The following is a 23,085-nucleotide window of genomic DNA, read 5'->3' as shown; positions in this document are numbered from 1 at the left end:
AACATTATGTCGCATTAGATAAAATCCTTTGGATTGGCGATTTATACGCCTGTAAGAGCTCCCCTCTCGGACCAAAACTTTGTTTTACCGGTCCGTAAATGCAGGATTTCTGGTAGAACCGATCTAAGATGAGCATACGCGTCCATAGTTCCGACGATCTTTCGGATTTGTCCGAAAGATTATCTAACTCCTTGAGAGATGAGATCTCGAGGCAGGATGGATTATATTCTCCTACAGTGATCATTCCGAATAAGAGTATGGAGACCTGGTTGAATCTGGATCTAGTCCAAAGATTCGACGTAGTATTCAATATCAGATTTTTGTTCTTGGAAAAGTTTTTGGAGGAATTGCTTCTTGAAAAATTTTCTCCCGAGATCGATCCGAAATCCAGGCCCTTCCTTCAAGGAGAATCCAGAAAATTCCAGATCTATGAGACTTTATTAGGAGATCCGGTATTTTTACAAAAGTATCCCGTCGTCAAAAATTACCTTTTGCCTTCCGGGAGAAAAACTCCCGACCCGGTCCGTCTTTTGGATCTGTCAGGACGTTTAGCGAAATATTTTAAGGATTACGAACTAAATAGACAGGACTGGATCCGCAACTGGTTGGGAGAAAAATATTCACTATTAAGATTGCCGGGAGAAGATATCTGGGAAGAGGTCGCAACCCAGTCTGAAATTTTTTTCTTTCAGAAAGAACTTTATTCTTATCTAACGAACTCTGATCCAACCAAAGAAACTTTAATCCAATACTCCATGCGTAATCTGGCCTCGGAGCCCAAGACCAAAAAACATTCCGCGAAGAATGTATATCTATTCGCATTGTCCCAACTTTCGAGTACATACATTTCTATTTTTCAAAACCTACTCCCCGAAATTCATTTGGAAGTTTTTCAATTTGGAATGCCTGATGGAGAACCTGTTACGGGAACGCAAAGAAATCAAATCTGTAGAAACTGGGCAAACTCATTCCGTTCCTTAAAAAAATCCTGGGAAATCTCAGGTGCGGAATTTTTACATTCTACTAAAAAAGAAAAACAAACAAAGACGGTCCTATCCGAATTCAAAGAATATCTTGGACGGTCGGAATATAAGGCGACTTCCAGACTTCTACCTGACGAGAGTTTACAAATTTTAGAAGCCCCCGGAAAGGTTCGAGAAGTAGAGGCTGTTTTCCATCATATTCTCTCCGTCTTATCCGAATCCAAAGAAACAAAATTAACCGATTTTGGGATATTCTGCTCCGACCTTTCCGAATATAGGGCTGCTATTGAGTTCGTATTCGAAGGCGGAATACAAGCAAAACTTGTGGAGAAGTCCGGCAGTCAGATAAAGACTCTACCGTATAGTATAAGAGATGTTCTAGCCTCGGAAACAAGCGCCTATATCAGCGGGATACTCTCCTTATTTACGCTTCTTTCCAAAGAACGATCCAGGGCGGACATGTTCAAACTACTAAGGAACCCTTGTTTTCAATCGAAATGGGAAGTGGAAGCTCCTTTAGTGGAAGAATGGGCAAAACTTTCCGAAGATTTGGAATTATACCAAGACGATTCTTTGGCAGATGAAGAGCCGCTTGCATTCTCTTTTAGAAAAGGTTTTTTACGATTAGCAGCCGGGAATATATTATCCGCCGAAGAAGAGGAAAATTTTCCCGTCTCCCCTTTCGATCCGGGATCAGGCTCTTCCGTACCAATATGGATCGGGATTTGGAAACGTGTATCCTTCTTATTGGAAGGATTTTCCTCATTGGTTTCGGATCCGAAAGTTTCCGGAGAAAAAATTTTGGATTCTCTATCCGATTTGTTGAGAGAACTATTTTCTTCACCTTCTTCCGATCCGATAGAAATGGAGTTAGAAAAGAAAATTACAGATTCATTATATGATTTGAGATCCGTGCGTTGGGATCCAAAAAATCGCAGGGATAGACTGAAATTTTTAGAGGCATTTTTTAAACAAACCGGAGGAGAGATCCAGGTCCGTAAAGGACAATACTTAACCGGGGGAATAACGGTTTCTTCACTTCAACCGATGCGTCCCATCCCCTTCCGACATGTATACATTTTGGGATTGGGAGAAGGTTTGTTTCCCGGAACGGACGATACTTCCGCATTTAATCTCAGACATTTAGCTCCTCGAGAAGGAGATATAAATGTTAGAGGTCTCAATCAGTCTTTATTATATGAAACCGTGCTTTCGGCAAAACAAAGTCTGGTGTTGTCCTTTGTGGCGGAAGATATCACAAAAGACGAAAGTATTGCTCCTTCTTCTTCATTACTTTTGTTAGAGCAAGCTTTAAAGGAAAATATATTAGCTCCCGAAACTTCCGTTAGGATCAAGATTCCTTTAAACAAACATAGCAGAGAATATTTTATCCAAAAAGAAAATCCATCGGCAAAATTTGCGGAGAAGTTCCGTAAAAGTTTCGATCTATCTTCTTCCCTGCTCTATGGAAAAGAAGAAGATAAACAATATTATCGAAAAACGGTACTCTGGGATTTTCAGTCCGGTCCTTCCGCAAAAAAAGAAATACTAAATCCGGAGACGATCGATTGGAATGATCTTGTCCGGTTTGCAAAATCGCCGCTTTCCTTTCATTTGCAGAGAAGGTTCGGATTGTATGCTGAGGAAATTTCAGAATCCGAGACTGCGACAGAAGAACCGTTCCGAATTTCGGATAACTTTAAATTTATGAAAGAGTTATGGTCTTATTCCATGAAGAAGACCGAAAAAGAGATCCAAAATTCTTTAGGCGGACTTTTTTCTATATGGAAAAAAAGAGGTCATATACCGAGAGGAATTTATGGGGATGCGGAATTTTTAACAAAATCGGAAAAGGTCACGAAAATTTCAGAAGCCGTTTCTGAAATACTTTCCGGTGCGGAAATTTTATCCGGATTTACCTTCGGAGAATCTCCTAAAAAAGGAAAGTTACTCTCTTTACCTCTCGTTCCATTGCAAATTTCGAATGAATCGAAAACCGCGATCACCGGTTTAAAAGAAGATGTTTTCTTAAAAAAGGAAGCCGACGGTAGCTCTACTCTTGTTCTTGTGTACCCGAACTCTAAGAAAAAATTTAAGAACCTGATCGAACCGTTTTTGATCCAATCATTGTTCGATCAGACCCCGTCTCAAAACACTCCTAGGTCGGTAATTACAATTTTCGGATATGGAGACAAACCAACGATCCTGAATATGAACAGAGAAGGAGGAGAACCGTATCGTAAAAAATTTCTTTTAGATCTTGTCCAAGAATTTTTCGAACGATCCGTCTCCTTAGTCTCTCCCGGGATCTGGGAAGATTTTCCGGATAGAAAGGAAATCGATCCGAGCGACAAAAAAAAATTGGATCAACTCTCTACAGAATATAAAATTTGGGCCCAAGAATCCGTTCAGTATGATCCAAAAATTTATTTGGATGAGATCATCCGACTTCTGCCCTACCCTCAAAATTATATTAGCGAAAAGGATTTTTACCTCTGCTTAAAACTGTATCTGCCATTAGAGAAGGTATTTTATGCAGAAAAGTAAACTAGAACCGATAGCAAGTTCTTTCGCGGACCAAATCGATATTACAAAGAACGGTTTTATCGGCGCATCTGCCGGAACGGGAAAAACGCATACAATCGTATTTCTTGTACTGAAAATACTAAAAGATTCCTTTAAAACTTCTTTAAGTTCCGAAAAACCTCCGTTCGGAATCGAATCTATATTAGTACTTACTTATACGGATAAGGCAGCGTCGGAACTCAAAGGTAGAATACGCGCCGAATTAAAAAATACGATCCAAAGATTAGAAAAAATAGAATCTCCAAGCGACGAAGAATCCAAAGAGCTGGATTATTTTTTGAACCAGGCGTCTCGTTTGGATCAAGCTTATATTTCCACCATTCATGGGTTTGCTCATAAAATCTCAAAGGAATATTCTCTGGAATCCGGCAGCTCCGAAAATTCCGAACTAATCGAAGAATTTTCCGTCGTATCCAAGGCATTGTATAGAAGGATGCGTGCGGAGTTCGGTGGAAAATATCCTAAGGAACTTCTCCCCTTCATACTTTCACAAGCGAATCGTTTTTATAATGACGGATTTCAGGGAACTACTTGGGAAAATTTTGTATCCGGTCTCGCGGTAAAAAAAGTTTCTTCTCCCGAATCGATCCAACTTCTTCCCCGCCCCCAGGAATTTCCGCAGATCGCTTCTATTAAGAATGTATTTTTGGAAATCCAATCTATTCTTCCTAAATTTTTAGAATTTCAGGATTCCCTTAAAAAAAAGATCAATACAAATAAATACAAGGCGCTTGCAAGCCGCCAAACCGAATTTCAAGATTCTCTAAACAAGCTCGTCGATTCCTCCGAACCATTTTCACCATTTCCGTTCACACTTGCTCTCAAAAAGATCTTGGATCTGAAAAGAGGAGAAAGTTCCGGAATAGAATCCGTTCTTCTTTCCGACGAGGAATTAAAAACTGCAACTTCTGAACCCGGATATCTTTCTTATACGATAGAAAGAGAAAAAATCAGAAAACTTTCCTCAAGCTTAAGTTCGTTAGAATCTTCTCTTTCTTCTTTCCTTGTTTCTCTCGCGGAAGATTTAGCGGAAGATTCCGTAAAGATCAAAGAAGAGGATAATTCGATCACATACGGTGATATGATCCTGGGGTTATCCGATTCATTGGAGAAAAATCCTGAATTAGTAGCAGAGCTGAAAAAAAGGTTTCGTTTTGGGATCATAGACGAATTCCAAGATACGGATCCGGATCAATATAATATTTTTAGAATATTATTCCTGGAAAGATCTTCCAATGCCGAAACGGAAGGAAAACTTTTCCTTATCGGAGATGCAAAACAATCCATTTACGGTTTCAGAGGGGCGGACTTAGGCACTTATTTGGCGGCAAAAAGAGAATTTGATTCCGGTGGAAAATTTGCGGCTTCTTCTATCGTCTATCCGGAATTGGACACAAATCGTAGATCCTTACCCGAGCTGATCTCTTCTTATAATTCACTTTTCGGAAGTGTAAAGGGAGAATGGTTTCCCATCGAAGAAACGGGATTTTTACCCATAGAATATGTGCATGTAAAGTCGCCGGAAAATCCGGGAAAGGCCATTTTATATTCCGATACAAGTAATCGTGCAGCTTTAAACGTGTTCTCACTTTCTAAAGAGAGCAACGCGGATCGATTAAAAGACCAATACTCCAAATTTATAGCGGAGGAAATTATTCATCTGGTGTCCGAAAAGTCGGAGATCTATATTAAAAAAGAGGGATATTCTTCTCCCGAAAAACTGAGTTGGTCGGACATTTCGATTTTGGTACGGGGAGAGAACGATTTAGAATTTTTAAAAAGACAATTTAAGGTTAGAGGGATCCCGTATACCTATTCCAAACAAACCGGATTATTCGGATCTCCGGAAGCGATACGAGTGAGGGAGATCCTCCAATGTTTAAATGAAGAAGGAAGTAGGGATTCATTTTACAAATTGTTAATATCGGATCTATTCTGCGTATCTCCTGAAAATCTACAAAATTACGAGGAATATCCGATAGAGTCCGGAGAAAAGAGGCTTCTGGAAACGTGGAGAAAATTCTCACGTAAAAAAGATTTCCCTGGTTTATTCGGTTCTATCTTAACGGAAAGTAAATTAGCTTCTCCCCTTCCGCAGGAAGCTAGACAGGATTGGGAAAGAAAAATCACGAACTTCAAACAGATATTCTTCTTCTTAACCGAAAAAGCATCCAAGTCGGATCAGACCTTAGGAGAGCTTATCACTTATTTGGAATCCAAAATGGTATCCAAAGAGGACGAAAAAGATTATTTAGAAAAAGATTCGGAAGAAGACAGGGTCAAAATTTCCACAATCCATTCCTGTAAAGGGTTAGAATTTCCGATCGTATTTTTATTCGGAGGATTTTCCGGTTGGGGTGCTCAAAGGAAAAAATTTTCGGAATATAGGGAAGGCGAAAAACGTATTATAGATCTGGAAAACAATAAGGAGGAAGAAGCCGTTTATACTACGGTCAATGAGGACAAAAGATTGTATTATGTGGCTCTTACTCGGGCAATGTACAAATTTTATTTTCCATTACTCGCAGAACCCGATACGAAACGTCCTTTGGAATTATTCCGAAAATCCTTTCAAGCTGCAGTATCCGAATTTCCGGAAGATTCTTCCGTTGCGAGATTTTGGGAGAATGAAGAGGGTAAATACGAACAGGAATGGATCCGAAACCATAAAACGATTTCCGGTTTAACACCCGATCGAATAAAAGAAGAAGGTCCAGAGATCTTACGCTCCGTCGAAATTTGGCCGGACAAAGCTGAAAAAAGAAAAGTTATCCTAGAAAGTTATTCATCTTTGGACTCGTTTTTTACTTCAGAGGGGTTAGGATTCCAGGTTTCCGAAACAAAACCGTTTAAAACGGATGAAACGCCGGATGAATCAAGAGAAGAAGAACTCCCCTCTTCCAATAAAATGGGGAATTTGCTCCATCAACTTTTGGAAACGGAAGATTTCAGTATTTATCAAAATGTAATATCTCCAAAACAAATCCCGGAAAATATCTTAAGATCATATAAAAATATTCTAAAGTCTTACGGTTACGGTGATAACCCCGAACAATTGGATTTATTTGCAAAAAAGATCTCGGAATTATTTTGGAATACTCTCAAAACCCCATTATCACATTCGAAAAAAAATATCTCACTTTGTGAAATTTCTCCTTTAGAAAGAAAACATGAGGTGGATTTCTTTTTAAAAATCCCGGGACAAACCGGGAATGGCGACTTATTAAAGGGAACCTTGGATCTAATATTTCGTTCGGAAGGAAAATATTGGATCTTAGATTGGAAGTCCAATCGACTCTCTTCGAATTTCGGAGAAGATCCTTATTCGGAAAACTATCTAAGGGAAAAAATACAGGAATCTTACTCTTTGCAGTTGGCGATCTATTCGGTCGTTCTGGATGATTGGTTGAGATTCAAGTATGGAACAAAATACGATCCCAAACTTTTAGGAGGGATGTATTTTGTATTTTTACGAGGAACGGATCCGAACCGATTGGGACGAGGGATCTTTTATCAGGATCTTGATCCTGAATTCGTAAAAATTTCAAAAGAGAAGATAAAAGAGACCCTGGATTTGAAAAATAAAATTTCGGCGGAAAAAGAATGAAAGAAGAATCCCTCGAAACAATTTTAGACCGAGAATACGCTAGTTTTCTCACCAAGGAATTTTCCGCATTTGCAAAAGGAATTCCATACGAGGTTTTATTCGCATGGAATCTTTCCCTTGTCCAAGCCGCCAAGATCGGCAATCTCACCGTACCTTTTTCCGAAAAAGTTCCTATCTCCGATCTATTATTCAAAAAACGAGATAATCTATTATATTTTACTAAAATATACCGCCAGCTAACTTCGGTGGAGGAAGGTTTTAAAAACCTACTTAAGACCGGTCCCACAACAAAACCTGAAAAAATCCAGGAAGTTTTAGAAGAACTTACCGTTTCTAATCCTCTTTCCATTAAAAGAGGCGGTAAAGAGTACATTCTTTGCGGAGAAGGCGAGCAAAAAGAGGCCTTAGAAAAAGCCCTTAAATTTCCGTTTTTTGTTCTTACAGGCGGGCCAGGCACCGGAAAAACCACAGTGGTGGCTAATGTGATCCGTGGGCTTTTACGTTTAGGCTATGATCTAAAGCAGATCGGACTTGCGGCTCCAACGGGAAGGGCCGCTCAAAGATTAAAAGAATCCTTGGAAAATACGATCTCGAATTTACGCACAAAAAACAGGTTGGATGATTCCATCTCCGAGATCCCCACTTCCACTTTACATAGACTTTTAGAATACAATCCTAGAAAAAGAAATTATAAATACGGAATAAATTTCCCTCTCCCCTATCGAGTCATCATCTTGGACGAGGTATCCATGGTGGATCTCCATATGATGTATAGATTGATGGAAGCCTTATCTTTCGGTTCCGAAAATTTTAGATTTATACTTTTAGGGGACCCGAACCAATTGCCAAGCGTAGAAGCAGGCGCGGTATTATCCGACTTAGTTAAATCCTTAAAAAGAATAAATTCTGAAAATCTAATAGAACTTAAAATAAGCCACAGGCAGGAAGAAGAATTTTCTTCTATTTCCAAAGCGGCAGAACTTTGTGTAAGGGAAAATATTTCTCTATCCGAATTCCAAGAAAATCTTCCGAAAACATCGCATCTAGATACTATCTTTTTTAATTCCGCACACGGTTTTTATCAAACCCGATTGGATTATAAGAAGAGCCTGCCCAAGAAGGGGCAGCCTCTTGAAGCCCGTGACCAAACACTTGCAGGGAACCAAAATTTTGGAACGGGCTATAAAAAAGAATGGAAGGAATTTTTAAAAAGAACCGCGGAAGAAAAGATACTGCCTATATTTTCTAAACTACCCGATCCGAATTCTCCTCAGGAATTAAAAGAGTATTTGAATAAGGATCTAAATCGATTTAAGATACTAACTATTCTTAGAAACGGGATTTTTGGAAGCGATTACATCAATAAAGAATTAGCGGAAATGATTCTTCATCATAAAAAGGGAAAGTTAGTCCAGATTGGGACCAAAACGTATTTTTCGGGACTTCCGATCCTCATCACAAAAAACGATCGAGTGAGAGGAGTTTATAATGGGGATACCGGATTGGTTTTAGAAGTCCAAACTCCGAACGGTGGAATTGAACTCAGGGCATTATTCTATATAGAAGGAGAGATCAGGGACTTTGCTTTAGACACCCTTCCTCCTCACGAACCTGCATTTGCGATCACTGTACATAAATCCCAGGGTTCCGAATATGATTCCGTTTTTATCATTTATCCACCGGATCCTTCCGACATAGATACCGACGAAGTTTCCCTAGAACTATTCAAAAAAGAGATCTTATATACTGCGATCACCCGGGCAAAACGATCCGCGTTTTTGATTTCGGAAGAAAAACTTTTAGAATATTCTCTCCGAAACCGTTTCGAAAGATTGACCGGTTTTAAACTAGAGTAAGATCATTTATGATCTCTCGTATACACCCCGTCCCAAGAAGCAGGCGGTGGGGTTTTTTTGTACTCATTACATCTTTCTACGAGTAAATGGACCGCTTTATCATCCTTACCTTTTGCTTTTTCGGATTCTTTAAACTTCTTAATGGCAGCATCCCATTTACGGTCCAAATATAACGTTAAACCTTCTTCGTATAAGCCGACGATTTCTTTTTTGGCGGAAGCGACACCTTTCAATTCTGAGATTGCTTCGTAAAGGATCACAGGGTCGTTCTTCCCTTTCACCCGGACTAAATCTAGTTTTCTTGTAAAAATAGAATCCTTAATTTCAGAATGGACTGAATCCGAAACCAAGATGGAAACTCCGTAATCTTTACCTGCAGCTTCCAAACGGGCGGCGAGGTTTACCGTGTCTCCCATCATTGTATAAGATGCGAGTGCATCCGTTCCCATAAATCCAACTTTAGCAAGCCCGGTATTCAGACCGATACGGATCTGCATATCTCTTGCATCCGGAATATATTTTTGGGCTTTCTTCCATCCGGCTCGTAACTCTTCCAGTTTTTCCAACATTTTGATGGAAGCGCGGGTCGCTTTTAAACAATGACCTTCCACATCCACCGGTGCGTTAAAAATCCCCACGATCGCATCCCCGATGTACTTATCCAAAACTCCGTCATGGTCCTTTAGGATCAATGTCATAGCGGAGAGATATTCGTTTAGAAGTTCCGACAATTCCACGGAACTTAACTTTTCGCTAATATTAGAAAATCCTGCTACATCGGAGAAGAATGCGGTCACTCTTTTTTCGGTACCTCTTTTGAGGGCGGCTAGATCTTTCATCGCCTCACCGATCACCACAGGGTCGATCATACTTCCGAGGATACCCTTGATCTTCTCTCTTTCTCGAAGACCGGTCACCATTTGATTGAGTGCGACGGAAAGATTTCCGAATTCATCGCTTCCGCCCTGCTCGAATTCGACGTTCAAATCTCCTCTACCTACTTGTTCCGCATTTCGAATGAGACGTTTGATCTTTGTGACCACAAAACCTGAGATAAACACCGCTAAGAAAATGGAAAACCCGCAGATCCCCAATGCGGAAAGTACTGCTCTATCCCTATTGCGGCGAATGGATTCCAAACCTTCCGTTCTATCCACTACAGTCCGGATCACTCCCGAAAAATTGGAGGCCAGCACAACCGTAGGAAGATCGTCGGAAACTTCTGAAATTAAAGGTGTAACGTCCAATTTCCAAAGGATTTGTTCTGCTTCCGTTCTACTATTCCCTATAATCCCATCCGGAAAGAGCGCTTTTAATTTTGCGGTCGGGGTTTCACTTTCTCCCGAATAGATCCATTCCCTGACGGCGTTCCAACGTTTTTGGAAAATTTCTTTTCCTTCTTCCGATTGCACCGATTTAGCGTAGTCGGAACCGTCCGGTCTGAATCTGAGTAAGATCTGATCCTCTAAAGCCGAGTCTCTGATAGAACCGAAGGACTCTACTTCAAGTTCCTCTTCTTCTTTTGGAGGATTGTTTCGCAGATATGTGGCGTATAATAAATTTCTTTTTCGAACCAAGGCAGCATATTGAGCATACTGTTTCTTAAATTCTTTATCTTTGAATGGAGGGATCGGAGGTTTTTTTTCCTTCAATTCCTTCAGCCTGGTTTCTAAGACAGGAGGTATTTTAGAAAGTTCTGATAGAATTTCCTGTTCTTCCTTTAAATAATTATTCCAAGGTCCTAGGGTGGCTCTTCTGGACTCTAATAATTTGGCTCTTTCCGTAGATGCAGGATTTCTAAAATGAGGAGAATATAAGGCCTGCAATTCCAAACCATTCTGCTGGAAAGACGTAGGACGGATCTCTCCTAATACTCCTGCACCTTCCAGAAGTGAATTGAGCGCCGACTTTAAACCGTCTTCCAAATTCTCTTCCATAGGGGCTTGGTTGAGAGAAGATTCTGAATCGAAAATTTTAGTATCTAATGTTGGCTCGGACGCTTCTCCCGTAATAATTCCTGAAACTGGAAATGTTTGGATCCTAAACCTACCGGTGTCCAATCCCAATTCTTTAATTTTTCTCTTTTTAGATTCTGCAAGAATGCTCACAATCTTCTCATCCAGTTCGGATCTGAGTTTTCTTGCCAGAAGTGATTTTTTGCGAAGTTCTTCTTCCGCAGCTGAGATCTCCGTTAGATCCGGTTTTTCCTGATTTTCTTTTAACTCGCCTAAACGTTTTCGAACAAGTCCCGCTTCTCTATCGGCAAAGACGAATTTTTTTGCCATACCTTGCAAGCGGGCAAATTCCTTATCGCTGACGACTTCTTCTCCACCATGCTGAAGCTGAATACGGATGTTTTTTTCCAGGATTTGGATCTCATCTTTAGAAAGATAAGCGGAATAGTACGTGTCCAAAGTTTTACGGACCCTATTCTTTCCTAAAGCTCCGAACAAACTGGTCTTGATCCCGAAAAAGGAGACCTTGTTTTCCTGGACTACGGTCTTAGTTGTTTTATATTTTTTTAATGCTTCCGTTTGTTTACTGACCCGGTCCCGGAATTCCTCGATCCGGATCAAACTTTGGGAAATATTATCCAATTCCAAAACGAGAGAAGAAATATACTTTCTGGAAATGGCGGCTTCCCTATCATAACTTTCCGTGAGGATCTCTGTTTGTTGCCTCACATAAATGAAGGAAAGAATGAGAATCGTTAGAACGATCAGACTTCCGGTAAACCAAGCGAGTTTTGCCCGAATTCCGGAATAAAATAGTCTCGGAAGAACTAGAGTAAGATCTAGGATTTTTTGTCCGAAACCCCGTTTGTCAGAAGTCTGTGTACCCATATAATAGTAACAGCGCCAGTCGGATTTTTTTCTGGCAAGTCTATAAAAAAATGAATCCGCAAACCGGCCCAACCCTTTCGAATAATATAATTTGAAACGAGGGTTCGATCGACCCAAAATTACGTTGACAGGAAATAAGATAGGTCAATAAGATTTCAACTCCTAACCCAGTCCCCAAGGTTGGAAAATTATTTCCTAAATTCGCCATCGATAGAAAGATTAGAAAATGAAAAATAATCTTTTGTAGGCTATATATTTTCGCTTCTAATCGACCTGGAAAATAACGTATCGACCCACTTCGAATGATCAAGAGTACAAACTAATGTTTAAAATCATAATATCACTCTTCACATTTTTTTTACTGTTCAATTGCGGTGATAAGCCAAACCCCGTCACCGGCACGGCGGAAGAATCCTCCCCTAATTATGAAAGTTTATTATTAAAAAACTCCGGTGATTCGTTCCGTAAGGTTTTAAGCAAAAAATCAATCCTAGTCTTTATCCCGGACCTGACGATCATTCTTTCCGGAAAAAAAACATATTTGGATTATTCTCTGAACCCGGACGGAAAAATCTCTAAACCCTTCCCTTCTTCTCCGTGCGGTATTGAAGTGGAAGGTACTTGGCAAATAACGGAAGATAAAATTTCCCTGGACGGATATTGGAAAATCCCCGAAAAAACTTGTGAAACCGATTTTCTGAACGATCGACCTCATTCCGGTATACGCAAAAAAATCTCGCACCAGCTTATCGAATTTTTCGAAAGTAAAAAAGGTTCAAATGAACTTTCAGTAAAGATCAAGGATATTGGGATCGGAAAAGCAACGGTTATCGATCCTTAAATTTTAGAATGATCATATTGTGCAAAAAGAAATCCAACTTAGAATAACTTCTCGTAACTAGCCGTTCTATAGTCTGCAGTCAGATAGAAAGTATGCGAACAGGAAGGGCAACGATAGTTTCCTTTACCCTGCACTCTCAGGATCTGGAGACAAGCGGGACAAGCCGTAGTGCTCTCGTTAGGTTCGAAACTCGGTACCGAATTTTGGCCGGAAACTAGATATTGTTTTGCTTCTTCTCTTGTTTTGAAATACGGGATTTTTTCTCGAAGTCCCAGACGATTCCAATCGCCCATAAGACTTTCCGACAATCCGCAGGCTGCATATCGGGAATTCAAATGAGCCAGAGAAGAGTTTTTGAGAGAAAGTAAACCGTTCTCGTCCCAGACTTGGAGGTCTCTGGCGTCCAAAAGAATTTTATGAGGCTCACTTCGAAATAAAGGATCCGTTTTTTCTCGGAAAGTGTTTCCGAGTAAGGAATCCAGTTTGCCTTGTAAATTGACGATCAATTCTTTCACTAGAATAAAAGCCCTTTAAAGTTTCGATTCAGATCGGGTTTTTAAGCAACTCAAAAAACGTTAAAAAGATTGGACTTTTCCTCACCAGCGACATTTTTTTTACTTAATGGGTCAATGGAATCGTCGAAGCCTTCTTTTCCCTTTGGATTTAAGCTTCATCATCCTCTCCTATTTTTTAGCCCACCTGATCCGTTTTGAATCTACCGTATTTTTACAAGAGCCGAACGACTTTTATATTCCTCTACTCATCGTAGTAGTTTGTCGTTCTCTAGTATTTTTATTTTCGAATATATACAGATCGATTTGGGCCTACGCTTCCATTCACGACTTAGTTGAAATCATCAAGACCACTGTACTTTCCTCTCTCATCTCGAATACCGCACTTTTATTCTACAACGGATTCGAACATCTTTCCAGAATGATCCCTGTTATAGATACACTTCTTCTTCTGGGGTTTTTGTGTATTCGCAGCCTTTCTTGGAGACTGGTGAGAGATCAGTACATTCTGCGTAAAAAACAAGGGGATGGAATTCCTACATTAATCCTAGGCGCCGGAAAAACGGGAGCTACACTTCTCACTGAATTAAGAAGGCATAATGATCTAAATCTGCTTCCCCTAGGACTTTTGGATGACGATGAATCCAAAATAGGAGCTCATATCCAAGGTGTGCCGGTACTTGGAAAAATCGATCAGGCGGAGTTTTTGATCCGTTCTCTGGAAATCAAAAAAGTTCTCATCGCATTCAGTAATCCCGATGGGAAACAGATCGGTAAACTGATCAAAAGTTTCGAATCGGAGAATGTGGATTTTAAGATCCTTCCCTCTTTGGGTTCTCTATTTTTTGATCCGCCCAAAGTACAACAATTAAGAGAGATTCGGGTGGAAGACGTACTCGGTCGTCCGGTTGTAGACCTAGAAATAGAGTCCATCCGCTCCTATATCGCAGGTAAAACCGTGCTAATCACGGGAGCCGGCGGTTCCATCGGTAGCGAATTATGCAGACAGGTTGCGGTATTTCATCCTGCAAAAATGATCCTACTGGATTCCGCAGAAACTCCTCTCTACGAAATAGACTACGAACTCAGAAAAGTTTTTAAAGACAGCGGGATACAATTCAGGGCGGTAATCGCAGATATTAAGAATCCGCTGAGAATAGGCTCCGTTTTCGAATCGGATCGGCCTCAAGTCGTTTTCCATTCCGCAGCTTACAAACATGTGCCCATGATGGAGATCAATCCGTCCGAAGCGGTTTTAAATAATGTACTCGGGACTAAGAATTTAGCTGATATTTCTAGACATTACGGCACCGAACGTTTTGTTTTGATTTCCACGGACAAAGCGGTCAATCCGGTAAACATAATGGGCGCTTCCAAAAGAGTTGCCGAGTTATATCTGCAAGCGATTTCCCCGGGAACAAAAACCAAATTTATTACCGTGAGGTTCGGTAACGTGTTAGGTTCCAGCGGTTCGGTCATTCCTAGATTTAGAGAACAGATCAGCAATGGTGGTCCGGTGACGGTGACCCATCCTGATATTATCCGCTATTTTATGACAATACCGGAAGCGACACAATTGGTCTTACAAGCCGCAGCTATGGGGGAGAAGGAAGAAATTTTTCTTCTAGAAATGGGAGAACCGATCCGCATCCTCAATCTTGCGGAAGATATGATCCGACTTTCGGGTTTCAGGCCATATACGGATATTCCGATCGTGTTCACCGGTTTAAGACCTGGCGAAAAACTCTTCGAAGAACTGCTGTTAGACCTAGAAGGGATCAAAAAAACACATCATCCTAAAATCAGGATTGCAGCCCCTTTAGAGGAAGGAGATCCTAGCAGCTTCCAGGCCAGATTTAACGCGTTACTAGAAGCGGCGAAATCGGACCGAGAAGAGGAAATTTTCTCTTCTTTTAAAGCGTTAGTTCCTGAGTATAAAATACACAAAGAATATATCAGCGAGGAGACCTCGCGTAAGTTGAAAAACGATGGATAGTCCGAATTTAGAAGATATACAGACACTTCGAGAATTCAAAAAACAACTCTTTTCACTGTATTGGGAGAGGTTCGGCACCTTCTACGTACACGTAATGCCTCACCCCGATCTAAAGATCGGAAAAAGAGGACTCGTAGGAGAAGAGCCTGAATCAGGGATTATCCTAGTCATAGGCCCTCGCGCCGCAAGAGATATCAAAATAGAAGAAGAATGGGTGTATGCAGAACTACAGTTCGGCTATACCTGGGAAGAAGTCTTCCTGCCTTGGGACGGAATTTTCAGATTTTTTGATAAGTCCCAACAAACAGTCACCCAGATGAGAATTTATTTGGGGAAACCGGATCTCCCTCCTAAAAAAGAGGAAACAACTTCGGCGGAAACCAAGGAAGAAGTTTCCGATCTAGGATCCGGATCTTCCAAACGAAAAGATAATGTAATCCAAGTAGACTTCGGGAGTAAAACAAAAAAATGAGCAAATACAAATGGTTTGTTGCCGGGGACCTGGATGGATTCTTCGGCCTAATGATCGATAACCTGATCCAAATTTTGGTTCTGGTAGCTTTGTGTATCGGTTTTTGTGGAATGCCTCAGGATTTCGTATTCAGAGTAGTCATCCCAGGAGCCGCAATCTCTCTACTCGTCGGAAATCTTTTTTATGCTTGGCAGGCAAGACAACTTGCACTTAAGGAAAACAGAAGCGATGTCACTGCATTACCGTACGGGATCAACACCGTTTCTTTGTTCGCATTCGTCTTTTTTGTAATGTTCCCCGTATACCAAAAGACGAATAGTTATAAGGCGGCTTGGTCCATCGGACTTCTTGCAAGCTTTGTATCCGGGTTAATCGAATTTTTCGGAGCATTTATTGCGGAGAAGATCCGAAAGGCTACTCCTAGAGCCGCACTTCTTTCTGCACTCGCAGGTATCGCGCTTACATTTATCTCCATGGACTTTTTGGTCCGCACATTCTTAAATCCACTCATTGCATTTGTTCCGTTTGGAATTATTCTTTTGCAATATTTTGGAAGAGTGGTATTCCCGTTCAAGATCCCAGGCGGACTCATCTCTGTCATCGTCGGGACCGTGCTTGCTTGGTATCTTCCCCATTTCACCGGAAAACAAATGATGGACGGTGCAGCATTACGTTCTTCTATCGATTTCGGATTTAATTTCCCGGTATGGAGCGGTGGAAATCTATTCGAAGCCTGGAGTCAGATCGGAATCAGAGAATATCTTTCAGTAATTCTTCCCATGGGAATTTTTAACGTAATCGGTTCCTTGCAGAATATAGAATCCGCAGAAGCTGCAGGAGATAAATTTAACACCAGAAATTCTCTTATGATGAACGGTGTTGGAACAATTGTTGGTTCCTTATTCGGATCTCCTTTCCCCACTACAATTTATATCGGCCACCCGGGATGGAAGTCACTCGGAGCGAGATCCGGTTACTCCAGTTTGAACGGGATCTTCATGACCCTAATCGCGTTCTTTGGACTAGTCAGTTTTGTATGCGCTCTTATCCCTGTGGAAGCGGGTATGGCAATCGTACTTTGGATCGGGATCGTGATCGGTGCACAAGCATTCGAAGCGACTCCTACTAGACATGCACCTGCGGTTGTGATCGGACTTCTTCCTGCTCTGGCGGGTTGGGGAGTATTGATGATCCAAAGTGCATTCAATTATGCAGCCCCAATTCTTGCAAAAGCTATAGAAGGAACTGAAGCTGCCTCCAAAACCCAAAATATCTGGCTTTCCACAGTGCCTCTAGATCAGCCTATTTTTCCGTATTCTCTTGGTGGACTTTTGAGTTTATCCCAAGGATTTTTACTTTCTTCCATGGTTTGGGCTGCGATCGCAACATTTGTGATTGATAGAGATTTTAAGAAGGCAATCATCGCTTGTTTAATCGGTGCATTTCTTGCCGGAACAGGGTTTATACATTCTTATTCCTTGGCTGGAAACGCAATTTTGAACTCTTTTCAGCTGAATCTGGGTCCATTTGTTTGGGCATATTTATTACTTGCGGGACTTTTTCTTTTAGCTTCTTTCTTAAAGAAGGAACCTAGAGCGGTCTAATCAATACCGGAATTTAGAAGACCGGCAGGCACGGAACTACCGAGGCCTGGAAAACTTCTAAAAAGGAGAACTGTTCGCCTATGGCGCTTTTTCGCAGATTTGGATTATTCGCATTAACGAATATCGCGGTAATCTTCACGATCGGATTAATACTCAGGCTTACCGGGCTGGATGTATATTTAGCTAAGTCCGGAGTACCGTACGCTACTACCCTTCTATTCGCTGCAATATGGGGTATGGGAGGCGCATTCATTTCCTTGCTGCTTTCCAAGTTTATGGTAAAGGCTTCCATGGGAGTCCAAATAGTCGATCCCAGAAATGCAACCGGATGGCAAAGAGATCTTTTAACTAGAGTGCAGAGATTGGCTTCAGCTGCAGGACTTCCAATGCCGGAAGTCGGATATTACGAATCTCCCGAGATCAACGCATTCGCTACGGGACCTAGCAGGAACAGCGCATTAGTCGCGGTTTCCACCGGACTTCTGAACGGAATGGATAGTGAAGAACTGGACGGAGTTTTAGGACACGAACTTTCTCACGTAGCCAACGGAGACATGGTAACCATGACCTTGGTGCAGGGAGTGATCAACTCGTTCGTGATCTTCTTCTCTTGGATCGTAAGTAAAGTGATCGTTTCTCAATTGAGTCGTAATGATGAAAGAGGATCCGGTGGTGGATTCTTTATGGAGTTCATGATCAGACAACTTTTGATGGTGGTTTTCGGACTTTTAGGTTCTATCGTAGTCGCTTATGTTTCCAGAGCGAGAGAATACAGAGCCGACGCCGGTGGAGCAAAATTGGCGGGAAGATCCAGCATGATCGCTGCCTTGGAAAGACTAAAAGTCGCTTTCACAAGAGATCCGATCGATCAAAGGGGAGAAACAATAGCTGCCCTAAAAATTTCCAACAGAGCCGGGGGACTTGCATCCTTATTTGCAACCCACCCTCCTCTAGAAGAAAGAATCGCTGCTCTAAGAGCAAAAGCATACTAAACCAAATTCGCGGCCTTCTTTTCCGAAGGCCGCTCATTCCCATTGAAAAAAGAATTGTTTGTTCCTTTCCGGAAAATGGAATTGGACTTCGAGCCTATGTCCATAGTTAAAAGCAAAATTCGCACGATCCCGGATTATCCCCGCAAAGGAATCCTATTCAGAGACATCACTTCCCTATTATTAGATCCGGAAGGTTTAGCTCTTACCATAGGAACTTTCGTGGACCGGTACGCAAGCAAAGGAATCACTAAAGTAGCCGGAATCGAAGCCAGAGGATTTATTATAGGTGCACCTCTTGCATTCCAACTTGGTGTAGGATTCATTCCGATCCGTAAAAAAGGAAAACTTCCTTCCGAAACTGTTTCCCAAGAATACGATCTCGAATACGGAAAAGATATAATCGAAATACATAAGGATTCCGTAGTTCCCGGAGACAGGATACTGATCATGGACGACCTAATTGCGACTGGAGGGACGATGATCGCCGCAGTTCAATTATTACAAAAATTAGGTGCAGAAGTGCCTGAAGCGGGAGTCATCATCGATCTTCCGGATCTAGGCGGGGCTACAAAATTAAACAAAGATCTAGGTGTTAACGTATTCTCCATCTGCGAATTCGAAGGACATTAAGTATCTCATGCGGATCCTGAAATCTGGTCTTATCGTACTAGTATTCTACCTTCATTTTCCTCTTTTCTCGGAAGAAAAAAGCGATTTCGATCATGTGCGAAAAGCAGTCGTGCAGATCAAAGTATATTCCCAAGCCTTCAGTGCATTTACTCCCTGGGCCACGGACGGGGTCCGAGCAAGTTCAGGCACAGGATTTCTGATCGGAAACAAAAGAATATTAACAAACGCTCATGTGATCTCGAACGCAAAGTACGTTCAGGTCCAAAGATACAATCAGACGGAATGGTACAGGGTTAAAATTCTACATGTAGCCCATGACTGCGACTTGGCACTTTTAGAGGCGGAAGACCCGGAATTTTATAAAGATTCGACCGAGCTCAGCTTAGGAGAAATTCCAGAACTCAACTCTTCTCTCATCGTCGTTGGATATCCCATTGGGGGGAATAAGGTCTCCGTAACCAGAGGGATCGTTTCCAGAAAAGAACAATCCAAATACGAACATTCTTCCGTAGACAGTCATTTAGTTTTGCAAGTGGATGCGGCGATCAATCCTGGAAATTCAGGCGGACCTGCCATCCAAAATAATAAGGTGGTAGGAGTTGCCTTCCAAGTTGCGACCAAAGGGGAAAATATAGGCTATCTCATCCCCACTAAAGTGATCCGTCATTTTCTAAAAGATATAGAAGACGGAAAATACGACGGTTATGTGGAACTTGGCATCGGAACATTCAATTCTTTTAATATTTCTCTCCGCAAAGCGAAAGGGATCCCCGAAGGTTTAGAAGGGGTATTCGTGACCAGAATTCTTCCGAACGGATCTGCGGACGGATATTTGAAAGAAGGAGATTATCTTACCGAGATAGACGGTCTTGCCATCGGAAGGAACGGGACCATTACTTTAGATAAAGACGCTCGTGTGGATTTTACGGAAACGGTAGACGATAAGTATTCCGGAGAACCGATCCGATTCAAAGTATTCCGTAACGGAAAACTGATCGATGTGGAATTTAAGGCCAAAAGAATGCCTGATTTCGATTTTATGAGAAACAGGTACGATACACCTTTCGATTATTCCATGATCGGCGGATTATTATTCCAAGAAATGTCCAGAGACCTATTGGGTGCTTGGAGTAGGAGTGGAAATACCTCCGGCGGAAGTCAGTTCTTATATAGATACGATTATTTTATAGAAGATGGGATCGGCAGAACCAAAAAAGCGGACGTGGTCTTGTACAGAAAATTGGCCCACCCGGTGAATTCTTCCTCCGATTATTTTCTAAATCTGGTTCTGGAATCGGTCAACGAGGAACCGATTAACAGCCTTGCGGACCTGAAAAAGATTATCGCGGGGTCCAAGTCCAAATTTTTAAAATTAAAATTTTTGAATATAGATCTACCGCTGATCTTGGATCGGGAGGAAACGCAAAAGGCGGATTCCCAGATCAGAAGCACCTACGGTTTGGAGTAATACGTGAGATCCAAGATCCTTCTCCTCATTATCGGCATTTTTGTTTTTAGTTCCGGACTTGCCGCGAAAAAGCCGAAAGTTTCTCCGAAGGCCGCCGCTCCAAACGGGATCGCCTCTCAGGCAAAAGCGGAAGAAGAATACAAAAAAAGTATCGTCCAGGTAAAGATCTCCTACCAAGAACCTGATTATTTTAACCCGTGGAAAAAGAAAAATCCAAAGGTAAGAAGAGGTGTAGGGATCGTCGTTCCCGGAGAAAAGATCTTATTGCCTGCACATCTACTCACCCATTCCACATTGATAGAGGTGAAAAAACATTCTTCTTATGCGGAGACAAAGGCGATTATTGCAAGGCAAGACTCCGAATCCGATCTGGCATTATTAAAAATAGAAGAAGAGAATTTTTTCAAAGATCTGATCCCGTTCGAATTCCACAAAGAGATTGATTATCCTAGACAGGTTTCCATCTACCAATTGGATAATTCAGGTTCCATTCAATCCGCTTCCGGCGCGTTGATTAGTATGGATCTGGACCAATATCCGCAAGGAATGGTGGAACTGCCTGTTTTGGACGTGAACTCCACCGAAACATTGAACGGAAACGGAGAAGTTCTATTAGAAAAAGGGAAAGTAAGCGGGATACTTTTCGATTTTTCGGGGGATAAGAACTCAGGCCGAGCGATCCCTTCTTTTTTGATCAGCAAATTTTTGGGAGAATTCGGTAAGACCGAGATCCCTTTTAAAGGTTTTCGTTATAGGCCGATTATGGATAAGGCCACCAAAGATTATTATTCCCTTAAAACAAAAGACCAGGGGATTTTGGTAGCGGAGATACTGCCTGATAGTTCCGCAGATGGAATATTAAAGATCGGTGATGTGATCCTGGAATTCGGCGGCAAAAAGATAGATTCCAAAGGATATTTTCAACATCCGAAATACGGCAAACAAGTCCTCTCTTATATCGCCCATTTAGGAGACGAGTTCGGCTACCAAATCGGGAAAAAAGTCCCTGTTAAAATTATTCGATCCGGCAAAGAAGAAGAAGTCCAACTCACTTTAAAAGTATTCCCCTATTCCTCGATCCGTATCCCTCATAGAAATTTAGGGTCCAAGTCGGAATACTATTTCGATGGCGGCTTCTTGTTTGTGGAACTTTCGGAAGGATATCTTCTAGAATGGGGAAAAGATTGGAGATCGAAGGTAGATCGTAAACTTCTATACATATTCGATTATCATAAGTTTTCTACGGGGGACAAAAAAGAGGGTAAATTTGTATTACTTTCCCAGGTGATCCCGGACGAATCCAACCAAGGTTATCACGAAGTTTCAGGAAGACTAGTGGATCAAGTGAATGGCAAAGCTGTTCAATCGATTGAAGACATTTCCAACGAAGTAAAGTCCTCGAAGTCAAGGTACGTTACGATTCGATTGGATGATGGAACAGACATTGTTTTGGATAAGGAAAGTATAGCCTCTGCGAACCAAAGGATCCAAAAAGAATATAGGATCCCCAAATCCTCCATGGGTCCTCGTTAGTCGGTTAGAGCATCCTACTTTTTCAAAAACGGTTGTACGAAAAAGGCCGAAAACATCCGTTCTTTGGAAAGAATTTTCCTTTTATGCCGGTCTAATTTTATAGGAATGAAAGTTTGGACTGATTCTACGGAATTTTCCTCCCTTTAAAAGGGAACTTTTGCAAATCAAATCCAATCTTCCGCCAGATCGGCAGCTTACATGGGTTTTTCTAATCAGTTTTCAAAGGGTTTTTTCTTTGCCCCTGAGCTGAATTCGAAATTATGGCAGGTAGAGCCGATAAGAGAGGGTTCTTTTATGAAACGAACCGAATTGGAGAGACGAGAAAGAGATCTCCGCAAAGCACAAAAAAAACAAGAGGCCCTAGATAAACGCGGAGGCGGAAACGGAGTCGGCGATTTTATCGATCAACTTTCCGGATTATTCCGTTACGACGCTACAGAGATCTTTAATACAAAGGACGATATCAATATTCTGGAAGTTTTGGAAGAGATGCAAGTGATCCTTCCCCAGAAGAAATGGGACGATGTCCTCAAAAAAGCGATTAAGAAAACAGGCGTTGTAGAAAAAGAAAGAGCCTATAAAGAGCTCGTGGAACTTCTAAACGTAGAAGAAGAAAACGAGGACGCAGAGGAAGAAGTAGGCGTTTAATCGCCTACTTTTGTCCGGATGACAAACCGATTTTCGGATTGTGCTTCACTTCTAAAAGACCATCACATTCTGCAAACCCTTTCCGAATTCTCTCCAGAATTCGTAGGTTCCATTCCGATCGGAGTGGATCTTCCTGATTCCGATATAGATATTATTTGCGAGTTAAAACCTTCTCTGCTGAAAGTTTTAGAGTCTTTTTCTTCTTATCCGAATTTTCAACTTTCGGAAAGAGTTCTGGCTAATGTCCCCTCTCTCATTTGTAGATTCCGATTGGGATCAGAAAAAGTAGAAATTGTGGCGCAACGCTTTCCTCCCAAAAAACAGATTGCGTATCTGCATATGATTATTGAAGAGAAGATCCTGAAAGAAAAGGGAGAGACTTTTAGATTGTCCGTTATGGAAAAAAAGAAAGCCGGAAAAAGTACCGAAGCGGCATTTGCGGAACTTTTGGGCCTGGAAGGAGATCCATACACTTCCCTTTTGGGATATGAGAAAAAGTAAAATGGATAGGAAA

General features: G+C 41.4%; 15 protein-coding genes. 13 read left to right on the top strand and 2 right to left on the bottom strand.

Annotated elements, in window-relative coordinates:
* Nucleotides 1-128 precede the first annotated feature (128 nt).
* Genes AB3N61_RS17925 through recD form a run of 3 tightly spaced genes read left to right on the top strand, consistent with a single transcriptional unit; the run spans nucleotide 129 to nucleotide 9,032 of the window.
* Nucleotides 129-3,530 carry an exodeoxyribonuclease V subunit gamma gene (locus AB3N61_RS17925; RefSeq protein ID WP_367899125.1) on the top strand — a complete coding sequence of 1,134 codons (3,402 nt, stop codon included), beginning with the start codon at nucleotides 129-131 and terminating at the stop codon, nucleotides 3,528-3,530.
* A complete protein-coding gene (locus AB3N61_RS17920) occupies nucleotides 3,517-7,176 on the top strand; it encodes a UvrD-helicase domain-containing protein (RefSeq protein WP_367899124.1) in 3,660 nt (1,219 codons plus the stop codon). Before AB3N61_RS17925 ends, AB3N61_RS17920 begins: the two co-directional genes overlap by 14 nt.
* Nucleotides 7,173-9,032 (top strand): exodeoxyribonuclease V subunit alpha, encoded by a 1,860-nt coding sequence (gene recD, locus AB3N61_RS17915; protein WP_367899123.1) that lies wholly within the window; start codon nucleotides 7,173-7,175, stop codon nucleotides 9,030-9,032. Before AB3N61_RS17920 ends, recD begins: the two co-directional genes overlap by 4 nt.
* Before the next feature lie 2 nt (nucleotides 9,033-9,034).
* On the opposite strand, the gene AB3N61_RS17910 is transcribed toward recD, so the two are convergent.
* On the bottom strand, nucleotides 9,035-11,875 hold the full coding sequence (locus AB3N61_RS17910) for an adenylate/guanylate cyclase domain-containing protein (protein WP_020769990.1): 2,841 nt from the start codon (nucleotides 11,873-11,875) through the stop codon (nucleotides 9,035-9,037).
* Nucleotides 11,876-12,197: 322 nt separating this feature from the next.
* Between AB3N61_RS17910 and AB3N61_RS17905 the strand changes: the two genes are divergently transcribed.
* Entirely contained in the window at nucleotides 12,198-12,716 is a 519-nt protein-coding gene (locus AB3N61_RS17905; RefSeq protein WP_367899122.1) for a hypothetical protein, read from the top strand.
* Nucleotides 12,717-12,754: 38 nt separating this feature from the next.
* Here AB3N61_RS17905 and AB3N61_RS17900 read toward each other — a convergent pair whose 3' ends face one another.
* Complete coding sequence (locus AB3N61_RS17900) at nucleotides 12,755-13,231, bottom strand: STAS domain-containing protein (protein WP_020770167.1); 477 nt, start codon at nucleotides 13,229-13,231, stop codon at nucleotides 12,755-12,757.
* A 106-nt stretch (nucleotides 13,232-13,337) separates the two neighbouring features.
* Between AB3N61_RS17900 and AB3N61_RS17895 the strand changes: the two genes are divergently transcribed.
* From AB3N61_RS17895 to AB3N61_RS17855, 9 genes are all read left to right on the top strand, one after another.
* The gene (locus tag AB3N61_RS17895; RefSeq protein WP_367899344.1) at nucleotides 13,338-15,224 is read left to right on the top strand and encodes a polysaccharide biosynthesis protein; all 1,887 of its coding nucleotides are present in this window, start codon (nucleotides 13,338-13,340) and stop codon (nucleotides 15,222-15,224) included.
* Entirely contained in the window at nucleotides 15,217-15,696 is a 480-nt protein-coding gene (locus tag AB3N61_RS17890) for a ClpXP protease specificity-enhancing factor SspB (protein WP_367899343.1), read from the top strand. Before AB3N61_RS17895 ends, AB3N61_RS17890 begins: the two co-directional genes overlap by 8 nt.
* Entirely contained in the window at nucleotides 15,693-17,300 is a 1,608-nt protein-coding gene (locus AB3N61_RS17885) for an NCS2 family permease (protein ID WP_367899342.1), read from the top strand. Before AB3N61_RS17890 ends, AB3N61_RS17885 begins: the two co-directional genes overlap by 4 nt.
* A gap of 80 nt (nucleotides 17,301-17,380) precedes the next feature.
* Nucleotides 17,381-18,292 carry a protease HtpX gene (htpX, locus tag AB3N61_RS17880; RefSeq protein WP_020770124.1) on the top strand — a complete coding sequence of 304 codons (912 nt, stop codon included), beginning with the start codon at nucleotides 17,381-17,383 and terminating at the stop codon, nucleotides 18,290-18,292.
* A 96-nt stretch (nucleotides 18,293-18,388) separates the two neighbouring features.
* Nucleotides 18,389-18,922: an adenine phosphoribosyltransferase gene (locus tag AB3N61_RS17875; protein WP_367899350.1), complete on the top strand. Its 534-nt coding sequence runs from the start codon at nucleotides 18,389-18,391 to the stop codon at nucleotides 18,920-18,922.
* Between the two features lie 7 nt (nucleotides 18,923-18,929).
* Nucleotides 18,930-20,390, top strand: a complete 1,461-nt coding sequence (locus AB3N61_RS17870) for a S1C family serine protease (RefSeq protein WP_367899341.1) — start codon at nucleotides 18,930-18,932, stop codon at nucleotides 20,388-20,390.
* A gap of 3 nt (nucleotides 20,391-20,393) precedes the next feature.
* Nucleotides 20,394-21,923, top strand: a complete 1,530-nt coding sequence (locus tag AB3N61_RS17865) for a S1C family serine protease (RefSeq protein ID WP_020770056.1) — start codon at nucleotides 20,394-20,396, stop codon at nucleotides 21,921-21,923.
* A gap of 294 nt (nucleotides 21,924-22,217) precedes the next feature.
* The gene (locus AB3N61_RS17860; protein WP_036089886.1) at nucleotides 22,218-22,571 is read left to right on the top strand and encodes an LB_289 family protein; all 354 of its coding nucleotides are present in this window, start codon (nucleotides 22,218-22,220) and stop codon (nucleotides 22,569-22,571) included.
* Between the two features lie 18 nt (nucleotides 22,572-22,589).
* Nucleotides 22,590-23,072, top strand: a complete 483-nt coding sequence (locus AB3N61_RS17855) for a DUF4269 domain-containing protein (protein ID WP_367899340.1) — start codon at nucleotides 22,590-22,592, stop codon at nucleotides 23,070-23,072.
* Nucleotides 23,073-23,085 lie beyond the last annotated feature (13 nt).

The sequence above is a fragment of the Leptospira sp. WS58.C1 genome (genome assembly GCF_040833995.1).
In the GTDB taxonomy this organism is placed as follows: domain Bacteria; phylum Spirochaetota; class Leptospiria; order Leptospirales; family Leptospiraceae; genus Leptospira_B; species Leptospira_B cinconiae.
Note: the sequence above shows the minus strand (reverse complement) of the source record. Positions and strands in the feature narration are given on the sequence as shown.

Bases quoted from the DNA above. Each gene is read 5' to 3' on its own strand.
- AB3N61_RS17925 (WP_367899125.1), top strand. From the start codon at position 129: ATGAGCATACGCGTCCATAGTTCCGACGATCTTTCGGATTTGTCCGAA.
- AB3N61_RS17920 (WP_367899124.1), top strand. From the start codon at position 3,517: ATGCAGAAAAGTAAACTAGAACCGATAGCAAGTTCTTTCGCGGACCAA.
- recD (WP_367899123.1), top strand. From the start codon at position 7,173: ATGAAAGAAGAATCCCTCGAAACAATTTTAGACCGAGAATACGCTAGT.
- AB3N61_RS17910 (WP_020769990.1), bottom strand. From the start codon at position 11,875: ATGGGTACACAGACTTCTGACAAACGGGGTTTCGGACAAAAAATCCTA.
- AB3N61_RS17905 (WP_367899122.1), top strand. From the start codon at position 12,198: ATGTTTAAAATCATAATATCACTCTTCACATTTTTTTTACTGTTCAAT.
- AB3N61_RS17895 (WP_367899344.1), top strand. From the start codon at position 13,338: ATGGGTCAATGGAATCGTCGAAGCCTTCTTTTCCCTTTGGATTTAAGC.
- AB3N61_RS17890 (WP_367899343.1), top strand. From the start codon at position 15,217: ATGGATAGTCCGAATTTAGAAGATATACAGACACTTCGAGAATTCAAA.
- AB3N61_RS17885 (WP_367899342.1), top strand. From the start codon at position 15,693: ATGAGCAAATACAAATGGTTTGTTGCCGGGGACCTGGATGGATTCTTC.
- htpX (WP_020770124.1), top strand. From the start codon at position 17,381: ATGGCGCTTTTTCGCAGATTTGGATTATTCGCATTAACGAATATCGCG.
- AB3N61_RS17875 (WP_367899350.1), top strand. From the start codon at position 18,389: ATGTCCATAGTTAAAAGCAAAATTCGCACGATCCCGGATTATCCCCGC.
- AB3N61_RS17870 (WP_367899341.1), top strand. From the start codon at position 18,930: ATGCGGATCCTGAAATCTGGTCTTATCGTACTAGTATTCTACCTTCAT.
- AB3N61_RS17860 (WP_036089886.1), top strand. From the start codon at position 22,218: ATGAAACGAACCGAATTGGAGAGACGAGAAAGAGATCTCCGCAAAGCA.
- AB3N61_RS17855 (WP_367899340.1), top strand. From the start codon at position 22,590: ATGACAAACCGATTTTCGGATTGTGCTTCACTTCTAAAAGACCATCAC.